Below are 19,271 nucleotides of genomic sequence, written 5' to 3'. Positions count from 1 at the left end.
CACCAGACCTTTAGTGAATGTAGGTTGCATAGATATCGGTTTGCATAATTAATTCTCAGGGGTATTGGATTTGAGACTATTTACTTCCAATGCATCTTTGACTTCAGCCAGCAAGTCTTCAGCGGGGTTTTCGACATGATAGGTCTCAGAGCCCAATGAGTGCTCCGGAGGTGAGTTCTTTTCATCCTGTGAGTTTCCACCTTCTGCTCGGTCGAAGCAGTCGTAGCAGCGGTAGTGTAGTGACACCTTCATGGTGCTATTAAGCAATTCAGAAGGGTTAACTGGCTTACCTTCTACGATTGAAGTACTAAGTGCCTCCCGAAGATAAGCAATCGTGCTCTTCAGGTCCGCAATAGCATCTCCAGTAACTTTGATTTCTAACATATTATGCCTCTCAGGAAGTAAAAGGGCGCAGCTAAGCGGGCGTACCCATGCCTAGTGCTTTTCCAATCTTTGATAAGAAGCTTGGGGCTTTCTTCTCAGTGGGCCGATCATAGACGCCAAATGTAGCCTCGTATTCTCTCAGCTTCGCATCAGGCGGTGTATCTGTACCCCAAATACGGCCACCAGAATCGGCCGTCCACTTAATTGATTCTACTGAACTCAGTAAGAACGCGAGTACGGGATTTCTGTAGGCCTGTTCTACTGCTAAGGGTCCTTCAGCTATTGCCCAGCTTATCTTTCTGTCAGATGCTGAAGACATAATAACAATACCTTCAAACATAATATGAATGTGATTTTGTGATGAATCTTCTAAGTGACAGTCAATATTGGTAGGTACCACGGCTTCTTGAATGCAGTTGTGAGGCATGTTGCCGAAAGGGGGAATGCCGCTACTGATTAAATCGTAAGCCTTACTAGCATCTTCTTTGTTACCAAAAGTCTGCCATAGCTCGCGCATACAAAGCTCAGGCCAATTCACACCCGCCTTGCCGTCATGCTGTTCTTTAACCGCAATTAAAGCAGCGCATGCTTCTTTGAATAATATATTCAGGTGTTCATTGTAGACTTCCGCTAAGGATTCATGGACCTGCTTAACCATGCCTACAGGCAAGATGTATTCCGCTTGTTCACGCTGTATGTTTTGCATTGGGAGCCTATCAATACCAACTTAGAATAGTTATTTATTATAATGAATATCAGCCAAGATGCAAGCAGGTAAGCCAGTGAGGCGATTGGGCTGTAAGACCTTATGAAAGCATTCGGTGGGAGTGGTGGTTCGCGAGAAAAAGAGGGATTTAACCCTACTGGCTTTGTAGTTTGGGTCTGTAGATTCGCGTGCGGGCATACATAATCTCTTGCTCGTCCTCTGTGAAGAGCATATCTCGGATAATCTCTCGATCAAAGTCATTACCACCACCCCAAGCATGGTTTGGGTGTTCTGGGTTCTTGCCTGATAGTAGCTTGATGACGGCGTCTGCAACCTCGATAGGGGTCAGGTCACGGCCTGAAGAGTAAGTGCCATTAATGCCATAGAAGCCATTCATGTACGCTGTAAACTCTTCAATCATGCTTTAACGCCTATAAAGTTAGTGGTCTTTAGGAAAGATAGAGCAATTGATGTGAAACAGCAAGGGTGGGAGCTGCGGCAGACTACTAGGGGCATTATAAAAAGACCTTGAAGAGCGAAAGATACGATTTTCAAGGCCTGATGGGTTAGTTAGCGCTAACGTAAGCGGAAACGGTCCTCTTTAGCGTTGCCTAGCTGCCCGTAGTAGTTAATTGGGTCATGACCAAACTCTTGTGCAGCGTCCTGTGCGTACTCATCACTACCCCAGCGCTGACCGCCTGTGGTGCGGGTCCACTTTACGCGACCGAGCGCATTTAATACTGCCTGAAATACAAAGTGTTCCATTGCATGATCTACGGCGTGGTTATTCTCTGGGATATGCCAGCGAATGGTACGCTTATCAGTGCAGATAGTGATATTCGCTTCACCCACCTCAATGGATACGTTAGGCGATGATATCTTCTTCAGCGGGATTTGTTTCTTCTGGGGTTTTAGGGGGCGTTTATTGCCTGCGATGAATAAACTGTCACGGAACAGGTGGCTTGCCAACTCAATACTCTGGTCATTATCCAGTAGGCGTGTTAGTTCATTCTTAACAACCTGATGCCAGTCTACATTACGGCGCCCTTTGTGTGTGGCCTTAACGTTCTCTACGGCACGGGCCGATTTAGTGAACAACATGGTCAGGTACTCATTGTGTGCGCCTACCACGGCTTTACGAAAAGGTACCATTGCTGCGGAAGGCAACGTGTATTCAGCAGTTTCCCATTCATATTTGCTCATAGTCTAAATCCTCTCTCATCTCTCTTTTTATTATAATGATTTTATATCTTTGTGCAACGATTATCTTGAGGCAAGCCTGAATTCATGGGTTCTGGCGAGGGGTTTAGTGCGGGTATTGAATGATGAGTTAGGGCGATCAAGTCGTGAACGTGTGACAGTTAGATGACGCGATCTGCAAGGTCTTTGACTTAGATATGCTTCACGATTATAATTATTAAAATAATAATTAAAAATAAGGTTTATACATGTTAAGGGAAAAACTTTTTCTCGCTGCTTTATCAATGAGCCTATCACTACCTGTCGCTGCGGGATTTCAGTATCGAGTTCCTCTAGGTATGGAATTTGCTACCACTCAGTCTGCCGGTGTGGATGCGGAAGCACCGGCAGGGCTACATAGTATTAGTTGTGGGTACTATTTCTGCTATGGTTTGAAGGATGGTGTGATTTGGTCAGTAGGCAATAATGCTGCAAGTCAGTTAGGTAGAGGTGGAAACACTCGAGAATGGCAAACTACTAATCAGCCTGCCAGTAGCGTGTCTGCAGGCTCTTATCATGGTTATGCAATTCACAACGGGACAATCTGGTCAATAGGTTCAAACCGATATGGGCAACTGGGTCATTCAGAGGTTTGTAGTGGGTCAAGTACTTGTATTAGTTCGGTGTGGACGGATACAGGTCAGCCTGCTGACACAATTAGTGCTGGGGTGAATCATGGGTATGCACTGTATAATGGGACTGTGTGGTCGGTTGGTTACAGTGCAATGGGTCAGCTGGGTCGAGGTGGCGACTCAACTGTTTGGGGTGATACAGGCCAGCAGGCAAGCGGTGTGAGTGCAGGTAGTCATTTTGGCTATGCACTGCATAATGGGACTGTTTGGTCGGTTGGGTGGAACCCTTATGGTGAATTGGGTCGCGCTGGCACTGTAACACAATATTCATGGGGTGATACAGGTCAACCTGCAGACAGTGTCCATGCTGGCGCCCACCATGGTTATGCACTGCATAATGGGACTGTTTGGTCGGTTGGGGATAATCGTTCAGGTCAATTAGGTCGCGGCGGTGATGGATTATCATGGGGCAATACTGGCTTTGCCCCTGATTCGCTTGCAGCGGGTGGGTTTCATGGTTATGCAATAAAGGATGGGACAATTTGGTCTGTGGGTAATAATACACACGGGCAACTATCTCGATCTGGAAGTACCTCTTCTTGGCAAGATACAGGTCAAGCGGGGAGTAGGGTTGTGGGGGGTTCCCATTTTGGCTATGCGTGGAATGGTGAAACACTTATGTCTGTTGGGCATAATAACTATGGCGAGTTAGGAATAAACAGAGTGGTTTCGTACATTTCGCAGTATGAAGAGGTCTTTATAGCAGATTAAGTTAGTTCGCGCTTTAATCCTAAATTGGCGGCGTTGCAGGCAGATTGGGGTGGTGCAGGCTGACCTGACTCTGAATAATAACCTTGATGCCGAAACAAGGCCCTATGTGATATAGGGCCTTATGGGTAGGTTTAGAACTGCTTTTCGATTACAGGTAGCGCGCCGATCAGTTCAGGCAAATCCTTTGGTATCAATATATCCTCATCTGCAGGTGTAATTGATTTAAGTATTGCACGACAAATCGCGACTTGAGCAGTGGGGCCATTGGCGCTGATGCGCAATTGGATATCTTTACCCCAGTCTTTGCGGGTTAGGTTATCAAGAAGCGCTCTATGCTTCACTTGATCTGCGCGAGCTGGGTCTATGTCATCACTGACAGCAAAACGCTCCTTTAGTTCGCCACACTGCATCCAGTTCATGTCAGGACGATACTCAGCCATAGGGACAGATATTTTCGCACCCTGATCACGACACACCCAATATGGGCGAGCCACAAAGGCAGGATCAAGAATTTTTAACTCCCAGCCTTTAACATACTTGGCGATCGCATAAGCTAGGGCCAGACCTTCCAGTTCACGAATATCGGTAGCCTGAGAAGGGCTGTCAATTATGGCTTGTAGGGTATCTTTCATCATCGCTGAATATCCTTATTTCTTTAAACTGCGCTTTAGACGTTGCTTTCAAGGTAGCGATCATGCTCACCACCAGCACTAATGCATTCACTATCAACCGAAATAGGGCGATTGCCGGAATGCTGCTCAATGATTGTCTCAAGCTTAATACGGGCTAATGAGAGGCCTGATGCTTGAAGGGTATTACCTAGGCCCTTAGCAAGCTGCTCCTCTTCATGAAGCTCAGATGCTAACAGTCTTAATTCTGATACTAACTTTGATTTAGACATAAGTAATTCCCTCTCTCAATTCCTACTACATATTATAATGGAAATTTCAGTATTTGCAAGCACTGTAAGGGGTGAATTAGCTGTATTTTGAATAAATAATGGTGTGGGTATAAAAAATTGGGGGAGCAATAAGAAGCAAGTGTATTATTTTCAACAAGTTAGAGTGGGTAGAGAAGGGTAGAACCCAGCCCCGTCGTAGATGATCTCATATAACAGGGCTTTTAAGGGTACTGCTCAATGATTGTCTCAAGCTTAATACGGGCTAATGAGAGGCCTGATGCTTGAAGGGTGTTACCTAGGCCCTTAGCAAGCTGCTCCTCTTCATGAAGCTCAGATGCTAACAGTCTTAATTCTGATACTAACTTTGATTTAGGCATAAGTAATTCCCTCTCTCAATTCCTGCCTTATATTATAATGCAAATTGCAGTAATTACAGGTGCTACATAAGGGTAAGTTAGCTATAGAGTGTGCGGGACCTGAGGTTATCATTTTTTTGACTAGATTAGTTTGTTTCATTAAGATTAGTAAAACAATAATAAATAGAATGGGATAATATTATGTTAAAGAAACATCTGATCGGTGGCGCAATCGCAGCCGCTTTATCATTTTCTGCACTTGCAGATTACACCTTTCGTGTGCCTGCAGGCGTGGGGTTTAGTCCTGAAAATATAGTAGAAAGCGCTCCTGAAGGTCTGCATAGTATTTCTTGCGGGCATCTCCATTGCTATGGGTTGAAGTCGGGCTCCATCTGGTCGGTGGGACGTAATCAGTATGGGCAATTGGGACGTAATGGCGCTACCAATACTAGTCAATCCACATGGGGGGATACAGGGCAACCCGCTGATAGTGTAATTGCAGGTGATGAGCATGGGTATGCGCTGCATAACGGCACGATCTGGTCGGTGGGGCGTAATCAGTATGGGCAATTGGGACGTAATGGCACCACCACTCAAACCACATGGGGCGATACAGGGCAACCGGCGAACAGTGTGAGTGCCGGTGCTCATCATGGGTATGCGCTGCATAACGGCACGATCTGGTCAGTCGGGTTTAATGGCTATGGGCAATTGGGTCGTAATGGCACCACCCAGCAAACCACATGGGGGGATACAGGGCAACCGGCAGACAGTGTGAGTGCCGGTGGCAATCATGGGTATGCGCTGCATAACGGCACGATCTGGTCGGTGGGGCGTAATCAGTATGGGCAATTAGGACGTAATGGCACCACCACTCAAACCACATGGGGCAATACAGGGCAACCGGCGAACAGTGTGAGTGCCGGTGGCAATCATGGGTATGCCTTGTCTGGGGATACGATCTGGTCGGTGGGGTATAATGGCTTTGGGCAATTGGGGCGTAATGGCACCACCCAGCAAACCACATGGGGGGATACAGGACAACCGGCAGACAGTGTGAGTGCTGGTGTCTATCATGGGTATGCGCTGCATAACGGCACGATCTGGTCGGTGGGGCATAATGGCTTTGGGCAATTGGGGCGTAATGGCACCGCCCAGCAAACCACATGGGGGAATACAGGGCAACCGGCAGACAGTGTGAGTGCCGGTGCCTATTATGGGTATGCCTTGTCTGGGGATACGATCTGGTCTGTCGGGTATAATGGCTATGGGCAACTAGGTCTGGGAGACCAGACATCTCGTAGCACCTTTACTGAAGTGACAATTTCAGAGTAAAACGTGGATTTTTATGTAGATCAAGGCTCAGCATTGCTGGGTCTTTTTTGTGCTGTAAATTACTAAGGCTCATTAGTATTGAATATAAAACCCAATAGACTTATTATAACAGTTATAAGAATAATAACAATTGGGTTGCTCCATGTTAAAAAAACATCTCTTAGGTGCCGCACTGGCTGCGGGACTGTCTCTCTCTGCGCATGCAGATTTTATTTACAGCGTGCCCTTTGGCATAGATTTTCATGTGGACCTCTCGAATTCGGGCGGCACGCCTCCTCCGGCACCAACAGGGTTGCACAGCATCGACTGTGGGTATTTTCACTGCTATGGCTTGAAAGATGGGACGATTTGGTCGATCGGTTACAACGGCTGGGGACAGCTGGGTAGGAGTGGCAATGTGACTGTTTGGGCTGATACGGGCCAGCCAGCCGATCAGGTTGTTTCTGGCGGTTACCATGGTTATGCGATTCATAATGGAACAATCTGGTCAGCTGGGCAAGATAGCTATGGTCAGTTAGGAAGAACAGGTGATCGGACCGTCTGGAGCGATACAGGCCAGCCTGCAGATAAAGTTACGGCAGGGGAGCGTCATGGGTATGCGCTGCATAATGGGACCATCTGGTCAGTGGGTCACAATCAGTACGGGCAAACAGGGCTAGGTTGGGGAACAGGCTCTTGGACCGACACAGGGCAGCCTGCGACAGATATCTCTGCAGGTCAATTTCACGGGTATGCGCTGCATAATGGGACCATCTGGTCAGTGGGTCACAATGCCTACTCTCAACTAGGGCGGGGTGGGAGCGATAGTTACTGGGGTGATACCGGACAACCCGCTGATCAGGTGGTTGCTGGTGCTTACCATGGGTATGCGCTGCATAATGGGAATATTTGGTCTGTGGGTTCCGACGGTGTTGGTCAATTAGGCCGTAGCGGAGATACTTCTGTGTGGGGTGATACCGGACAGCCAGCCACTAAGGTTGCTGCAGGATTATATCACGGTTATGCGATTCATAATGGTACGGTATGGTCAGCTGGGCAGAATAGTTATGGTCAGTTGGGTCGAATTGGGGACCCGTATATATGGGTTGATACCGGACAGACAGCGGACGAAATAGTGGGTGGCGGCTATAATGGTTATGCTATTGATGGAAACGCTCTATGGGCGGTGGGTTACAATGCATACTACCAGTTAGGCCTTGGAGATAATACCAACCGAATTATTTTTACTGAATCGCCTCAACCCTAACGGCCTTAGTATGGCGACTTAGCACTAGGGCCTTATAGTAATTAGCTTTAAGGCCCCAGTATCTTTAATAGTTAGAGCGTTTTAGATGAATGGCTCTAGTTCTTTCTCAAGCTGCGCAACGGTAATGCCGTCTTCCTGCGCCACCTGATCAACGAATTCACGGTAACGGTTCTCGCCGTCTTCTACGCTATCCATTAACTGCAGTACTTTCTGTGCGCCTTTAGTCTTCTCAGTCATGCCGGTTTCCTCTCTCATTGCTTAATATTAATTATAATGATTATAATTAATAAAGCAAGGTAAAATATACCTAAAGGCTAGGTAGCACAAGGGCTGAGGCTAACTAGCAGAGCTAGTCACACGGGTATTTTTGGATCGTCTCAATCGCTTTTTCTGCAGGCATATTTTCCAGTGCATCGACCAGTGTTTCAAAGGCTGGCGCGAAGTTATTGTTATTGGGATCAACAACAACCACACCATCCACAATGTTTGTATCAATATGCCAACCATCACCGAGTACGCTGACCATCTCGGCTGTAAGCTCGCTTGTAAGCTCAACGTATTCACCTAAATTTTTATCAAGGCGTTTCAGTAAGGTTTTAAGCTTGGCCATTATTCCATCCCAATAGCTGGATTGTTAAGGTTTGCGATCATTGGCTAGCAGTCTACTACAGCCAAGACCATATAGTCACCTTGAGGGTTGTCTTTCCGCACTTTTCCGATTAATTGTTTAGCGTTTTCGAAGCTCATGCGGTCGCTGTTCTGAAGGTAGCAGCCCTTGGCGATACTAAACTCGCCTACATAGTAGCTAGCATCAGGTGTAGCAGAGGATTGTTCTTTGAGAAGCTTATCCAAGTTAGTCTGCGTCTGAATAACCATCGCGGTACCATCTGGCGCGGTACACTTTGACCATCCAAGGGAGAGGGCATCTTCGAACTCATCAGGCGCTACTGTTTCTGCGCAGGACTCAGATAGTGCGTCTGCGATTTCACCTTTGCCACTGCGGCGTAGTGCGGATAGGGCAACTTGTAGGGCGCCTTTATTGACTGCAATATGATTCATAAATAATGAACTCCAATCCATGTTAGCGCTTAAGTACGACTTGGAATACCGGCTTAGGGCGATTTGCGGGACTTATTTTCTGGTCTGAATAGGACAGGGATTCAAACGCACCTTGCTCAAAGTACTCAATACTCACCGCTTTGTTGCAAGTAGGCTCTCTGTAGTTCAAGCTGGCTGTGATGTCGTATTCGTGGCGCGCCAGTGTTACTTCTTTTTGGCTTAATAGGAAGCGCTTACCTAGACGGTGTACTTCACCCGTAAATGCGCACTTGAGGTTAATAAAATCGTCAATCTCATGAAGGACCTCACCATAGTAAGGCACGGTATTGTTCGCTAAGCCATTGCCTTCAGCCATCTTAATCAGAACACAATCAAATTTCTCGAACGCAATTTTGGCGGAAGGGCTGTAGGTAGGGCCAATCAAAACAACATTTTTCATAGGTATTTCCTCTCTCAACTTGATACTTATTATAATGATTTTTAACAAACAAGCAGCAAATATCGCATAAGTTTGCTAATTAACCTTCCAGCCCTTTTACTGAGCAGGTGATCCCTTCTTCATAATAACGGCGTGCGGCTTCTGAGTAGTACATCACCTTGCCACACTTTGTGCACTCATAGCGATGCAAATCAATGTCGCGGGTGGTTGGCACTTCATGATCATCGACCCAGATATCTTCGCCACCTTCTGATTGCCAATGACCTTTAACCGTTCGGGTATGTGTGCACATTCTCGTTCTTCCTTCTGTGTTTGGGGTGAAAATTTACTCAGCAACCTCTTCATCAGGCTCAGCAAGATAATACTGAAACAAGCAAATGAGAGTCGGAATGCCAAACGCCCCGGGGACAAAATTAACCAAGTAGGCCCGGTAGGCAGTATCGGTCATCACTAACTGGTAAGCCTCCACAATACCGCCTGCCTTCATCAACGTTGATAAGAGTAAGGCAAGAAAGCAGGTAGGCACCACTATGGCATAACCAATGAGTATGCGTTTGCGTAAATTCTTTGTCATGATATTGGTGTTCCTGATATTAAGTGGCGCCTTAAGAGGTTCTGTTAAGTAGGCCGTTAAGCCTACTCTTCAATCGCCAGTAACTGATCAATATTGTCTTGAAGGAGCTGTCGTGCGTCAGCCAGACCTTCTTTGCGACCCGCTTCTTTAATACTAGAAAGCTGAGTTTGCAGATGCTCCATCGCAGAGAGGACAGGCACTTCAATGCCGTTAACCTTCATTTCAACATCAAGCTTAGAGCTGTCAAACTTGCCGAATTTTTCCATACCCACTTCTGACATAGCGTCCACCAGCAACCACGCAAGTACATGCTCTTTGTCTTCAAGTTCTTTCCAATCTACAAGCATTTCCAGTCCTTCCTTAATGTCTCTCAATATTTCTAACAAATATTATAATGATAATGCAAACAATCTCAAGCAACGCAAGCTATTTTATTGGGCATAAAAAGGCCACCCGAAGGTGACCTAAAACACTTAGGGCTGACTTAAACCTTGTCCTGTAGCGCCGCACCAAAGGAGATAAAGTGGTGGTAAGCACTCTCCATAAGACTTACTAGCGCTTCCTGATCAACCTCGGTAAGCTCGGAAGGAAAGGCTAGGCTATCCAGATGTACGGACTTACCGGCAATCATCACCACAACTTCTTCAATCTGATTGGCTTCCTGAACTGCATCATAGATGGCGACCTGAGACTCTTGGGTTGAGATACCTTCAAAATCTTCATTGCCTTCAAGATCAAGAACTAGGTTGGCTGCATACGCCTTAGCTAGGGGATTAAAGCATCACGATTCATGGGGAACTCCTCTCTTTTTTATTATAATAATGATTTTTAGTATTAATGCAACCTATCCAAGGCACAAATGCTCGATTTTCTGTACTGGAGAGGGTTTTGTATCTGGAATGTGAATAAAGGTCTATAAGGTCTTTGACGGGGGCAGTTCGCTCCACTACAATTATTAAAATAACAATAAAAACTAGGCATAATTTATGTTAAAAAAACATCTCTTAGGTGGCGCAATTGCAGCCGCACTATCATTTTCTGCGCATGCAGATTTTACCTACCGTGTTCCGATGGGGATGGATTTCAGCGCCAGCGCTCCACAAGGGTTGACGGGTATTAGTTGTGGCTTATTTCATTGTTACGGGCTTAAGGGTGGTACCATTTGGGCAGTAGGTAACAACTACTACAAACAACTAGGTATACCTTCTGTTGGGCTTGTGAGTGTATGGACCGATACAGGCCAACCGGCGACCTATGTAGCCGCAGGGCACCGTAATGGCTATGCTATCCATAATGACACCATATGGGTTGTGGGGCATAACTCTGTAGGTGAACTGGGTTTAGGACATAAACACGATCGTGATACGTGGACCGATTCAGGCGCTGCAGGCGATACCGTAGTTGCGGGTGACTACCATGCTTATGCACTGGTGGATGGTACTGTCTGGGCGGTAGGGCGAAATAATTACGGACAGCAAGCCAAAGGCAATACCTCCGACAATCTGGTCTGGTCTAATACCAATCTGCAAGCAACAGCTATTGCAGCGGGGGCACACTCCGGTTATGCCATTTCCAACGGTACGGTTTGGGTGGTAGGTCAAAATGGTAGCGGTCAGCTAGGGATGAATGATACTAGCCGCCGATTATCATGGGTTAATAGTGAACAGCCTGCAGAAAAGATCGTGGCGGGTGCATTATTTGCCTATGCAATCAGTGGTGGTAATCTTTATTCTGTTGGTTCTAATACTTACGGGCAGTTAGGTCGTACAGATGTTTGTGCAGGTTCGGGTTGTAGCTCACCTGTCTGGACAGCAACGGGGCAAACCGCTACCGATGCTGCTGCAGGAAGTTACTTTGGCTATATCATCAAGAATGATGAGGTGTGGTCAGTCGGTTTCAACGGCAACGGTCAGTTAGGTAGGAATGAAACGCAATGCTTAAGCTGTAAGAGCATCAACTGGGGAAATACAGGGCAATCGGCAACCCACATAACAGCGAGATATAATTCTGGCTACCTAATGAATGGTAGTGTGATTATGTCAACGGGTGCGAATGGTAGTGGACAGCTGGGCTTGGGTGATCAGGATGCGAGAAATGCCTTTGCTGAAGTGACAGTGCCTGAATAAGCCTGAGGTGAATGCCAAGGTTTTCCGGACACACTGTCTGGATGCGAGGGATAGTGTGAGGCTGCTATGACCTATTCAGGCCAGCTAAAGGGGTCATTTGTATATAATTCAGTCAGTTAGTGTTTCAAGATGGAGTTTTATTAATGGCTTACTATTGTTGGGAGTGTCAGATCTCGTAAGGTCCACCAGCCAAGCTGGAAAAAGTATCAACACCGCCTTGGCGCTTATGGATGGTAGGCGGCTCTTCCTGCTTAAGTTCTGCAAAGTAGCGGGACTATAGGACAGGATCGGACAGGTACCTAGGCGTGTAATTTGGCATAGTAATCACTCTCAGCTCTTAATCGGCATTACTCAGGGGTAGGGCGGCGGGGCCGGTACAGCCCCAAGACCTTGTTAGACTGTGTCAGGGTTTTGCACCTGATGGCAGTGCTGAGGGCCAAACATTTCTCCCAGAATGTCTGCATGGCGCTGTGTGCGGCCGTCTAAGGCAAGGCCTTCAGCTAACCAGCGATCATGCACTGCTTTACGCTGCTCTTCTGATACATCACGCAGAGTATGCTTAAACTCAGGGTCCCAAAAGTAAGCATGACCCTCATAGTCAGGGGTGCCGACACGCGCCTTATCGATGCGCACGTAATCCAGACCGTCTTCTTGAAGCTCTACACCTAAAACACTTGTTGCTGACATGGGGTAATCCTCTCTCATCTCTTAGTAATTATTATAAGGATTATTAGCATAAATGCAAGCACTGCAAGGCGTATTTCATACATAGAAACCACCCAAAAGTGGCCCGAAATACTTACGGCTGACTTAAGCCTTATCCCGTAGCGCTATACCAAAGGAAATGAAATGGTGATAGGTACTTTCCATGTGAGTAGGTCCATGTTCTCTGAAGCTTCCGTACCTTAACTGGAACTTGTTCTATGAATAAACCGGCCTTGTGCCGGTTTATTGTTATGTAGTTAAACGTCTTTGAGACTTTATGCGCAGAAAGCCTTGTAAGCGATCAGGTCAGCACTATCAAAGTGGAAGTAATGACCCACAATGATGACCTTGCTTTTATTGGCCTCTCTTACGTAGGCGACTTGATATGGTGCATCCTCATCATCGACCTTAACCAACCATGTGCCTAGAGGCAGCTCCTCAAAGCTCGTACAGGCAACCCATGGATCTGTTTGAGTCGCCTCTAAATCTTCCTGTGTAGTAGGGCTCATATTTGCTCCTATTCTTGGGTAGTGGGGAAATGGGAAATCGAATGCGTTAGAAGGTGTCGTAACCTTCCACTTCATCAACATGCGCATCAAACTCCACCAGCATAATACCGGCCTCCCAAGCATCCCTTAGGATTTTTCGTGCCGGTGCGCTGAGCTCATACAGTACACCTGAAAATTCATTCATTTCTTCAAACGTATCGCCTTCACGACAAAGTTTAAACATATAACCCCATTCGCGGTGGATAACGCGATCCGTATCGAACTGGTCATTGGCTTCAAGTTTAAACAGGAACTCATGATCGCCTGTTGTTAGGTGAGCTGACGATAGGGCAATTGCGGAATAGTGCTCAGCCTCTGCAAGGCGGTTAAGCGCTTCACCTTGGCGCTCCAGTACCGCTTTGGCAGCGTTGGCGTCATCTACGCCGATCGACTCAGCAACCGCATTAGCAAGCTTGCCGATCTTCACCTGAATATCACGCTCAGATAGTGCGCGCTGAAGGCTATTAACAAAGCTACGGAACTTAGGGTAAGTGGTGATCTGTAACATAACTAACTCCTTGTGAGACTCTTAGTAGCTGCCCCCATTACCAGCGCCTCAGGAATCAAATATGTCATTTGAAAGGCGTCATTCATGCAATTTACCAAACTCTTATGAGCGGGAGCGGCAGGGTGCATACCCCGTGAGCCTTAACCGTTTTTCAGGTATCAGCCAATTCACACTACTTATTATAATGACTAATAAATAAAACGCAAGACGATTATGAGGAGAATTTCTTGATTGAGGGAACATCAGTGAAATAATAAATAGACAATTAAAACAATAATAAAAAAGAGTGCGCATTATGTTAAAACCCCTTATCTCTGGCCTTTTGCTGGCCTCCTTATCTTTGTCTGAGCAGGCGGACTTCACCTACCGCGTTCCTATGGGGTGGAATTTTCGCTATTATCTGCACCTGCGGTAGCCCCACCTACGGGTCTGGCTGGTATTAGTTGCGGCGGCAATCATTGTTACGGATTGAAGGGGGGAGCGATCTGGTCGGTGGGTCATAATGCTAATGGCCAATTAGGGTTGGGGGACACTGATACCCGCACAGCCTTTACTGAAGTGACCATTGATGATTAACGCGTCTGAAAAACCCGGGTGTTGCCCGGGTTTTCGTACATCAATTTGGTAGTGTTTACTTACTTACGGGAACGGTTCATTTTTCGCGCACGTTTGGCGGCACGATTCTTAGCCTGACGCTGTGCCTTCATGGCATTCGTCGCTGGCTTTCGCTTACCTGAACGATCAGGCGCTATGCCTAACATGTCACGGTTAAAGTCTTCTTCAACCCGCGCATCAATGGTTAACGATATCGGTCTATCAAACCAGCCTGCTGAATACATTATCTTGCTCCTTGAAATGCTTCTTTATGCCACTCAGTGCTAGGCATTGAGTGATTTAATTCATGCTTAGTAACCGCGTTTTTTCACGGTTTGCGCACCCGTACGCGGGAAACTCCAGCCATTACGCGGGGACTCATTCCAGCCAACGGCGGAACCATCCTCAAGAATGACCCAATGCATCACATTGCGGTATGCGGTCTTCCATGGATTGCCGGTCTGTGGGAAGGCCTGCTCTGTACCGTCATGGATAGAGACAACCTTCTTATCACCATGTTTTGCCAGCAAAGCTTCTTGCTCTGTTCGTGCATCTTCATGTATCCAGTCACGTAGCGTGGTTGGCTCTTCTGGTGCATGGCCGGTCAAATTAGGCTTGGCATGATCAATCATATTAAAGTCCTTTAGGAAGGAGGGCTAATGCACATTCTCAACTGACTGAAGGGATAGGGCAATGCCGTCAACCTCTATGCCATCATTCAGCGAGCAGAAAGGCTCAGACACTTCAAAGCCTTCATTGCTCTCAACTGCAACCTGCGCGAAGCAAGCGCTACCATGAGATGACATGACCTGAAGGGAGACAACACGACCGTCTTCCACTTCCATCTCTTTGCTGTAAACCAAAGAGCAGTCTTTCAGCTTAGCGTAGACAGTGTCGTCATTTTGCATTGCTGAGTTAAGTAGGCTGAACTCTGCGCTAGGAATGGGCATAACTTGTTGCTTACTCATGGCGCTATCCTCTCTCTAATTGCGTCATTCATTGGGTTGGTGGGGTAAGGCAAGAAGATTGATTGCTCAGCGCCTCAAGGCTTACCCGGGGGCTGTTACGCCCCAGTAAATTCAAAAGGTTTGTTCCAGCGGCCTACATGCACTTCGTAGTAGTGAGAGCAGTGGGAGTAGTCGATCATAGTCTCACTCTCATCAAAGTAGTCATCACCTTTAAGAGCGCTTAACAGCTCACTGAATAGCTCAGCAACTTCTGGCTGACCAATCTCTTCAGCCGCATTAAAGAAACCTGCATTGTGAACCACATAGTGATCACGCGCTTCAGTAGCTACCAGTGCTTCGTCATCAAAACGATTTTTGTGCTGACGGTGTTTTAGATCAAAGTCGATAAGATCCAGATCACCCTTGCTGATAGTGACGATCAGCTTAGAATAGTTCTCAACACGAACAGAACCCTGCATACCGTGCTTTTTAAGTGCCGCTCTAATGGCTGGCATGCGTGCTGCTTTGTCTTCTTTTGATACGTAAGCCATGTCTCTTTCCTCTCTCTCAATCTCTAAGTATTATTATAATGATAAATACAGTATTTGCAAGCACTGCAAACCATAAAACAAAGAAATATGGGAAAAGATTGAATCTGGCAAAAAAGCCACCCGCAGGCAGCTTTAATTTAATCTGATTTTAAGACACTAGCGAGCATCACCTTCATCACACTCAACGTCATCGATATTGTTGATCGTAATATTGTCAGCATTAATATAGATTTCGATGTACTCAGACGGCTTTTCAAGACCATCCACTGGAACCATCACTGATGGGGGTAACGATTCTTTAAGCTTTTCCAGTGCTTGTTCTTCAGTGTCCGCATGCATCACTGCACACATACCAATAGGGCCGTTGTTGCTATCACCAAGATCAAAATGTACGCGCTTCATAATACTCACCACTCTCCCAAAGGGTAAAAATTTATAGATTTGGGGCCAATTTTTACTTTTGGCGCTAAAGCCTATATTTCAATACCTTAGCGCCGATAAGGTTAGTGAAAAACAGGCTGTGCATAATCATAATTAGCAATGCTAAGATCAAGCAGTCTTAGCTCTAGCGCGGCCCACTCTTCAGGATCAAGAGAGACGTTGCAAGGGTGTTCATTTTCATCTGCCATGCTATCCAGCATCACCCAAAGATCATCATCCAAATCATTCTCACTAGGATTAAGCTGTGGCTCAACCTGAGACATTAACTCTCTGGCAAGGACTTGGAACTTGGATTCACCGCGACTATTCATGTCCTCGATCCAGTTGAAAGAACCATTACTCATTACTTCATGGCGAAGAGTGTTGAACATGCCCAGTAGGCTAGGGCTTGGTGAACTATTGCGATCCATTAAGAACATACTGCATTCCTCTCTCATCTCTTAATACTTATTATAATGATTATTACAGTATTAGCAAGTACTTCATACTTTTATATTGGAGCTTGGCGAATGGTTGGTGTGGTACCAGCGGGGCAGGGTTTTGTTTCATGCTTTTATATTAGAGTAATATCTTTATTTTCAAAGGGTTAGCGTTGTTTTTAGCTATTATAATGTGGCTTTGTATGTCAAATCAATAAACTAAGGCTTTTTAAGCTGATTTGAAGGTCTATCGCATTATAAATGGGAGATTTTTTTATGGATATTTAAGGTGGAGATGGATCTTGAGGAGAAGAGGTTGTTCGGGAACACTTCATTTAATATACTGATTATTAATAAACCATAAGAGAGTAACTGCATTCATGAGTCGTAAGAAAAAGGCGTCAAAACCGCTAACAGATAAGCAAAAACTAAAAGCTCAGGTTAAATCTGAGGTTGCAGGTGCCCGGGTAGATAGTCCTTATGCGTTTATTCGATCAGAGGTGCTTCATAAGGGTGGTCGCCACAAATTTGCTAAGGATCTGCTGAGGGAATACGAACAGGGTGATGGCTCTGAAGATGCAAAAAACCGTGCAGATACAGCCTTGTATCGTGGGTTTGCCGAAATGGGCCTGAGTCAAGATACCGCCTATATGGCGACTTTAGAGGTTCAACTGCAAACCGCCTACTTGGGCTGTGGTAGGGCTATTTATCATGTTGACCCAGCGTTGATGCCAGACCTGCTTAATACAGAAAAAAATGCTTCCACTAAGCTGTCTGAGCTTCACCCTAAGGGTGGCTATCTTCGCTTTGATCACATGGGTATTGAGTCATTTGAAAGCTATGAGGGTGTACTGGTTGAGCCTACGCAGGATAAAGAGGGTAACCCGCTACTGAAACTGTGTATCATCCCTGAGGCTTGGGGTACTGAGGCAATGCCTGTAGTGGGCGCGATCACACCGCCTCGCGTGTCCTTTTTGTTCTTAGGCGATCCAGAGAAGTGTTTCAGTGATGTGGTCTCTTCGGATAATGTAACGTTGGATGAGCAGTCTGAGGCTGATATTGGTCAATTGGACGGCGCGAAGGTACTATCGCTTGTGTTGAATACGCTGCTTCACATTCAGACCTATCCAGAACGTCAAAGAATGGCTGTAGAGCCTTCCTCGCAAAAATGTGTTGATAAAGTGCGACATGACATTCGATCCACTAAGGCAGTGGTTGATGATCAATTGTTGTTGGATTGTGGCTTTATTAACATTAACCACGTTCACTGAGCATTAGGGTTTAGCTGAATGAGGGGCTTTGGTGGCCCCTCTTTTTGGCCTAACCAGCGACTTATAACAAAAAGACCCCGCAGTGCGAGGTCTTTTTTCTATTCTGGTTTAGCGTTACTTAGGAACAGGCAGGCCTGTCTCGTAATCGTAGCGAAGGTCTGGGCCTGTTGCGGAGACCCATAAGCACTCGTCGATGCGGAACTCGTAGCGGTGCCCACCGACCACTTGATCGATCTGTGTATTCATGCCCAGCGTAGCCAGATGATTCATGTCCCAGTTGCGGACATTGCTGTCTATATTGGCATCTAGCGTTAGTAACTCAGCACCGCGCTTGATTAAGCTGTTCTGGAGTTTTAGTAGATCAGCCACGCTGTCCTTAATACCTTTAACATTGGCTTGCAGATCTTCCATCGGCAAGTTGTCAAAATCACGATTCACATCGCAAGGGAGATCATCGTCTTCCTGCAAGCCCATAACAAATTCATAATCATCCTGCACGCCATCAGCGCTTGCACCGTTGGCACACAGCTCATTCAATGCACAGTACTTGCTGGCATGATCCACAAAAGAAGTAACAGGCTTAGTTGGGAATAAATTGTTCGCGTTCATAGTGCTTTCCTCTCTCTCAATTTCTAATAACTATTATAATGATAAATAATGATTTGTAAAGTCACTTTATGTAAAGACAATAAAAAACGCACCTATAAAAAGGTGCGCTTTTGGTGACTCAACCCTAAGGATTAACGCCAGTGGTTACTGCTTAGGAAGGCCAGTCTTCTGATCTAAATCCAACCGGCTACCATCTAAGCTCTGCCAGCAAATGCGCCCACTGCTAAAGCTATAGAGTTTGCCATCAACTTCTTGATCAATGCGTGTGTTAAAGCCGATGGTCATCAATGTGGGCATATCCCACTCACAAGGATCAGCAGGGAGCGCACCAAGACGCATCATAATCGTAATGCCATCCTGAATGTAAACCGCCATATTGGTCAGGAAGTTAGCTTCGCTTGATTGCTCAGAGATCAAGTTGTCTACGCTTTCTTCAAAATCTTCCTCATCATGAGGTGACTGGAAATAGATATCCTGACCACTCAGCTCTTCTTCAGTCTCGCAAGCAGCAGCATGATCGTATGCACTCACTAAGCGCATCGAATCCACGGAACCAAACACATTGAGCATGCTGTTCGCAGCCTGAACCTTGGAGAAAAATTCGATAGCTGAATCTGTTTTTGTACCTACTGGGTAACTCGTTGGCATGGTGCTTTCCTCTCTCTCAATTTGTAGTACTTATTATAATGGGTTTTATTAAAAAGACAAGCAATAAATCACCAAAACCCTTAATTAAATCGGCTTCATAAAAGCAAAAACCCCGCAACAATGCAGGGTTAGTGATTCACTATATTCAACCTATGGGATGCGGACTTTACCGCGATCACCGTTCCAGCGATTCAGGTATTTGTACTGCATGCTCCACATGTAGGAATTCTCGCGCACAATCCAGCGAACATCTTCTCCACGCTTACGTAGAAATCGTGCACGTCTGGGACTGATTTTTCGAAAGACGTTCATCGCACCTCCA

At 46.1% G+C, this 19,271-nt stretch carries 33 protein-coding genes; 6 read left to right on the top strand and 27 right to left on the bottom strand.

What is annotated here, in order from left to right:
* Positions 1 to 48 precede the first annotated feature (48 nt).
* From ACMXYT_RS21940 to ACMXYT_RS21925, 4 genes are all read right to left on the bottom strand, one after another.
* Entirely contained in the window at positions 49 to 384 is a 336-nt protein-coding gene (locus ACMXYT_RS21940; protein ID WP_415912542.1) for a hypothetical protein, read from the bottom strand.
* 31 nt (positions 385 to 415) lie between these two features.
* The gene (locus tag ACMXYT_RS21935) at positions 416 to 1,090 is read right to left on the bottom strand and encodes a hypothetical protein (RefSeq protein WP_415912541.1); all 675 of its coding nucleotides are present in this window, start codon (positions 1,088 to 1,090) and stop codon (positions 416 to 418) included.
* 154 nt (positions 1,091 to 1,244) lie between these two features.
* A complete protein-coding gene (locus ACMXYT_RS21930; protein ID WP_415912540.1) occupies positions 1,245 to 1,511 on the bottom strand; it encodes a hypothetical protein in 267 nt (88 codons plus the stop codon).
* 155 nt (positions 1,512 to 1,666) lie between these two features.
* Positions 1,667 to 2,293: a hypothetical protein gene (locus tag ACMXYT_RS21925; protein WP_415912539.1), complete on the bottom strand. Its 627-nt coding sequence runs from the start codon at positions 2,291 to 2,293 to the stop codon at positions 1,667 to 1,669.
* A 245-nt stretch (positions 2,294 to 2,538) separates the two neighbouring features.
* Between ACMXYT_RS21925 and ACMXYT_RS21920 the strand changes: the two genes are divergently transcribed.
* Entirely contained in the window at positions 2,539 to 3,672 is a 1,134-nt protein-coding gene (locus ACMXYT_RS21920; protein WP_415912538.1) for an RCC1 domain-containing protein, read from the top strand.
* 131 nt (positions 3,673 to 3,803) lie between these two features.
* Here ACMXYT_RS21920 and ACMXYT_RS21915 read toward each other — a convergent pair whose 3' ends face one another.
* The 3 genes from ACMXYT_RS21915 to ACMXYT_RS21905 form a co-directional block, all read right to left on the bottom strand.
* On the bottom strand, positions 3,804 to 4,307 hold the full coding sequence (locus ACMXYT_RS21915) for a hypothetical protein (RefSeq protein WP_415912537.1): 504 nt from the start codon (positions 4,305 to 4,307) through the stop codon (positions 3,804 to 3,806).
* Between the two features lie 32 nt (positions 4,308 to 4,339).
* Positions 4,340 to 4,573, bottom strand: a complete 234-nt coding sequence (locus ACMXYT_RS21910; RefSeq protein ID WP_415912536.1) for a hypothetical protein — start codon at positions 4,571 to 4,573, stop codon at positions 4,340 to 4,342.
* Positions 4,574 to 4,794: 221 nt separating this feature from the next.
* The gene (locus tag ACMXYT_RS21905) at positions 4,795 to 4,950 is read right to left on the bottom strand and encodes a hypothetical protein (protein WP_415912535.1); all 156 of its coding nucleotides are present in this window, start codon (positions 4,948 to 4,950) and stop codon (positions 4,795 to 4,797) included.
* A 180-nt stretch (positions 4,951 to 5,130) separates the two neighbouring features.
* Between ACMXYT_RS21905 and ACMXYT_RS21900 the strand changes: the two genes are divergently transcribed.
* Positions 5,131 to 6,264, top strand: a complete 1,134-nt coding sequence (locus tag ACMXYT_RS21900) for an RCC1 domain-containing protein (RefSeq protein WP_415912534.1) — start codon at positions 5,131 to 5,133, stop codon at positions 6,262 to 6,264.
* 142 nt (positions 6,265 to 6,406) lie between these two features.
* Positions 6,407 to 7,510, top strand: a complete 1,104-nt coding sequence (locus ACMXYT_RS21895; RefSeq protein WP_415912533.1) for an RCC1 domain-containing protein — start codon at positions 6,407 to 6,409, stop codon at positions 7,508 to 7,510.
* A gap of 81 nt (positions 7,511 to 7,591) precedes the next feature.
* On the opposite strand, the gene ACMXYT_RS21890 is transcribed toward ACMXYT_RS21895, so the two are convergent.
* The 8 genes from ACMXYT_RS21890 to ACMXYT_RS21855 all read right to left on the bottom strand — a co-directional run bounded on the left by ACMXYT_RS21890 (position 7,592) and on the right by ACMXYT_RS21855 (position 10,213).
* Complete coding sequence (locus tag ACMXYT_RS21890; protein ID WP_415912532.1) at positions 7,592 to 7,747, bottom strand: hypothetical protein; 156 nt, start codon at positions 7,745 to 7,747, stop codon at positions 7,592 to 7,594.
* Positions 7,748 to 7,859: 112 nt separating this feature from the next.
* On the bottom strand, positions 7,860 to 8,120 hold the full coding sequence (locus ACMXYT_RS21885; RefSeq protein WP_415912531.1) for a hypothetical protein: 261 nt from the start codon (positions 8,118 to 8,120) through the stop codon (positions 7,860 to 7,862).
* A 44-nt stretch (positions 8,121 to 8,164) separates the two neighbouring features.
* Entirely contained in the window at positions 8,165 to 8,569 is a 405-nt protein-coding gene (locus tag ACMXYT_RS21880; protein WP_415912530.1) for a hypothetical protein, read from the bottom strand.
* A gap of 22 nt (positions 8,570 to 8,591) precedes the next feature.
* On the bottom strand, positions 8,592 to 9,008 hold the full coding sequence (locus tag ACMXYT_RS21875) for a hypothetical protein (RefSeq protein WP_415912529.1): 417 nt from the start codon (positions 9,006 to 9,008) through the stop codon (positions 8,592 to 8,594).
* A 79-nt stretch (positions 9,009 to 9,087) separates the two neighbouring features.
* Positions 9,088 to 9,300 carry a hypothetical protein gene (locus tag ACMXYT_RS21870; protein WP_415912528.1) on the bottom strand — a complete coding sequence of 71 codons (213 nt, stop codon included), beginning with the start codon at positions 9,298 to 9,300 and terminating at the stop codon, positions 9,088 to 9,090.
* A gap of 33 nt (positions 9,301 to 9,333) precedes the next feature.
* Complete coding sequence (locus ACMXYT_RS21865; RefSeq protein WP_415912527.1) at positions 9,334 to 9,582, bottom strand: hypothetical protein; 249 nt, start codon at positions 9,580 to 9,582, stop codon at positions 9,334 to 9,336.
* A 62-nt stretch (positions 9,583 to 9,644) separates the two neighbouring features.
* On the bottom strand, positions 9,645 to 9,929 hold the full coding sequence (locus tag ACMXYT_RS21860; protein WP_415912526.1) for a hypothetical protein: 285 nt from the start codon (positions 9,927 to 9,929) through the stop codon (positions 9,645 to 9,647).
* Between the two features lie 137 nt (positions 9,930 to 10,066).
* Positions 10,067 to 10,213 (bottom strand): hypothetical protein, encoded by a 147-nt coding sequence (locus ACMXYT_RS21855; RefSeq protein ID WP_415912525.1) that lies wholly within the window; start codon positions 10,211 to 10,213, stop codon positions 10,067 to 10,069.
* Between the two features lie 355 nt (positions 10,214 to 10,568).
* Between ACMXYT_RS21855 and ACMXYT_RS21850 the strand changes: the two genes are divergently transcribed.
* A complete protein-coding gene (locus ACMXYT_RS21850; protein WP_415912524.1) occupies positions 10,569 to 11,708 on the top strand; it encodes an RCC1 domain-containing protein in 1,140 nt (379 codons plus the stop codon).
* Between the two features lie 393 nt (positions 11,709 to 12,101).
* Here ACMXYT_RS21850 and ACMXYT_RS21845 read toward each other — a convergent pair whose 3' ends face one another.
* The 3 genes from ACMXYT_RS21845 to ACMXYT_RS21835 form a co-directional block, all read right to left on the bottom strand.
* Complete coding sequence (locus tag ACMXYT_RS21845; RefSeq protein WP_415912523.1) at positions 12,102 to 12,395, bottom strand: hypothetical protein; 294 nt, start codon at positions 12,393 to 12,395, stop codon at positions 12,102 to 12,104.
* Between the two features lie 293 nt (positions 12,396 to 12,688).
* On the bottom strand, positions 12,689 to 12,922 hold the full coding sequence (locus ACMXYT_RS21840) for a hypothetical protein (protein WP_415912522.1): 234 nt from the start codon (positions 12,920 to 12,922) through the stop codon (positions 12,689 to 12,691).
* Between the two features lie 46 nt (positions 12,923 to 12,968).
* Positions 12,969 to 13,469 (bottom strand): hypothetical protein, encoded by a 501-nt coding sequence (locus ACMXYT_RS21835; protein ID WP_415912521.1) that lies wholly within the window; start codon positions 13,467 to 13,469, stop codon positions 12,969 to 12,971.
* Positions 13,470 to 13,850: 381 nt separating this feature from the next.
* Between ACMXYT_RS21835 and ACMXYT_RS21830 the strand changes: the two genes are divergently transcribed.
* On the top strand, positions 13,851 to 14,045 hold the full coding sequence (locus tag ACMXYT_RS21830) for a hypothetical protein (protein ID WP_415912520.1): 195 nt from the start codon (positions 13,851 to 13,853) through the stop codon (positions 14,043 to 14,045).
* Positions 14,046 to 14,104: 59 nt separating this feature from the next.
* Here ACMXYT_RS21830 and ACMXYT_RS21825 read toward each other — a convergent pair whose 3' ends face one another.
* From ACMXYT_RS21825 to ACMXYT_RS21800, 6 genes are all read right to left on the bottom strand, one after another.
* Positions 14,105 to 14,308, bottom strand: coding sequence for a hypothetical protein (locus ACMXYT_RS21825; RefSeq protein WP_415912519.1), 204 nt, complete (start codon positions 14,306 to 14,308; stop codon positions 14,105 to 14,107).
* 66 nt (positions 14,309 to 14,374) lie between these two features.
* Positions 14,375 to 14,695 carry a hypothetical protein gene (locus ACMXYT_RS21820; RefSeq protein WP_415912518.1) on the bottom strand — a complete coding sequence of 107 codons (321 nt, stop codon included), beginning with the start codon at positions 14,693 to 14,695 and terminating at the stop codon, positions 14,375 to 14,377.
* A 24-nt stretch (positions 14,696 to 14,719) separates the two neighbouring features.
* Positions 14,720 to 15,031, bottom strand: a complete 312-nt coding sequence (locus ACMXYT_RS21815; protein WP_415912517.1) for a hypothetical protein — start codon at positions 15,029 to 15,031, stop codon at positions 14,720 to 14,722.
* A gap of 95 nt (positions 15,032 to 15,126) precedes the next feature.
* The gene (locus ACMXYT_RS21810) at positions 15,127 to 15,561 is read right to left on the bottom strand and encodes a hypothetical protein (RefSeq protein ID WP_415912516.1); all 435 of its coding nucleotides are present in this window, start codon (positions 15,559 to 15,561) and stop codon (positions 15,127 to 15,129) included.
* Positions 15,562 to 15,717: 156 nt separating this feature from the next.
* A complete protein-coding gene (locus ACMXYT_RS21805) occupies positions 15,718 to 15,963 on the bottom strand; it encodes a hypothetical protein (RefSeq protein ID WP_415912515.1) in 246 nt (81 codons plus the stop codon).
* A gap of 101 nt (positions 15,964 to 16,064) precedes the next feature.
* The gene (locus tag ACMXYT_RS21800) at positions 16,065 to 16,421 is read right to left on the bottom strand and encodes a hypothetical protein (protein WP_415912514.1); all 357 of its coding nucleotides are present in this window, start codon (positions 16,419 to 16,421) and stop codon (positions 16,065 to 16,067) included.
* Positions 16,422 to 16,801: 380 nt separating this feature from the next.
* Here ACMXYT_RS21800 and ACMXYT_RS21795 point away from each other — a divergent pair, with 380 nt between their 5' ends.
* The gene (locus ACMXYT_RS21795; RefSeq protein ID WP_415912513.1) at positions 16,802 to 17,692 is read left to right on the top strand and encodes a hypothetical protein; all 891 of its coding nucleotides are present in this window, start codon (positions 16,802 to 16,804) and stop codon (positions 17,690 to 17,692) included.
* Between the two features lie 114 nt (positions 17,693 to 17,806).
* On the opposite strand, the gene ACMXYT_RS21790 is transcribed toward ACMXYT_RS21795, so the two are convergent.
* From ACMXYT_RS21790 to ACMXYT_RS21780, 3 genes are all read right to left on the bottom strand, one after another.
* A complete protein-coding gene (locus ACMXYT_RS21790) occupies positions 17,807 to 18,301 on the bottom strand; it encodes a hypothetical protein (protein ID WP_415912512.1) in 495 nt (164 codons plus the stop codon).
* A 144-nt stretch (positions 18,302 to 18,445) separates the two neighbouring features.
* Positions 18,446 to 18,949, bottom strand: a complete 504-nt coding sequence (locus ACMXYT_RS21785) for a hypothetical protein (protein WP_415912511.1) — start codon at positions 18,947 to 18,949, stop codon at positions 18,446 to 18,448.
* A 150-nt stretch (positions 18,950 to 19,099) separates the two neighbouring features.
* On the bottom strand, positions 19,100 to 19,261 hold the full coding sequence (locus ACMXYT_RS21780) for a hypothetical protein (RefSeq protein WP_415912510.1): 162 nt from the start codon (positions 19,259 to 19,261) through the stop codon (positions 19,100 to 19,102).
* Positions 19,262 to 19,271: the final 10 nt, after the last annotated feature.

This window comes from Neptuniibacter sp. QD37_11 (genome assembly GCF_047778105.1).
Lineage (GTDB): Bacteria > Pseudomonadota > Gammaproteobacteria > Pseudomonadales > Balneatricaceae > Neptuniibacter.
Note: the sequence above shows the minus strand (reverse complement) of the source record. Positions and strands in the feature narration are given on the sequence as shown.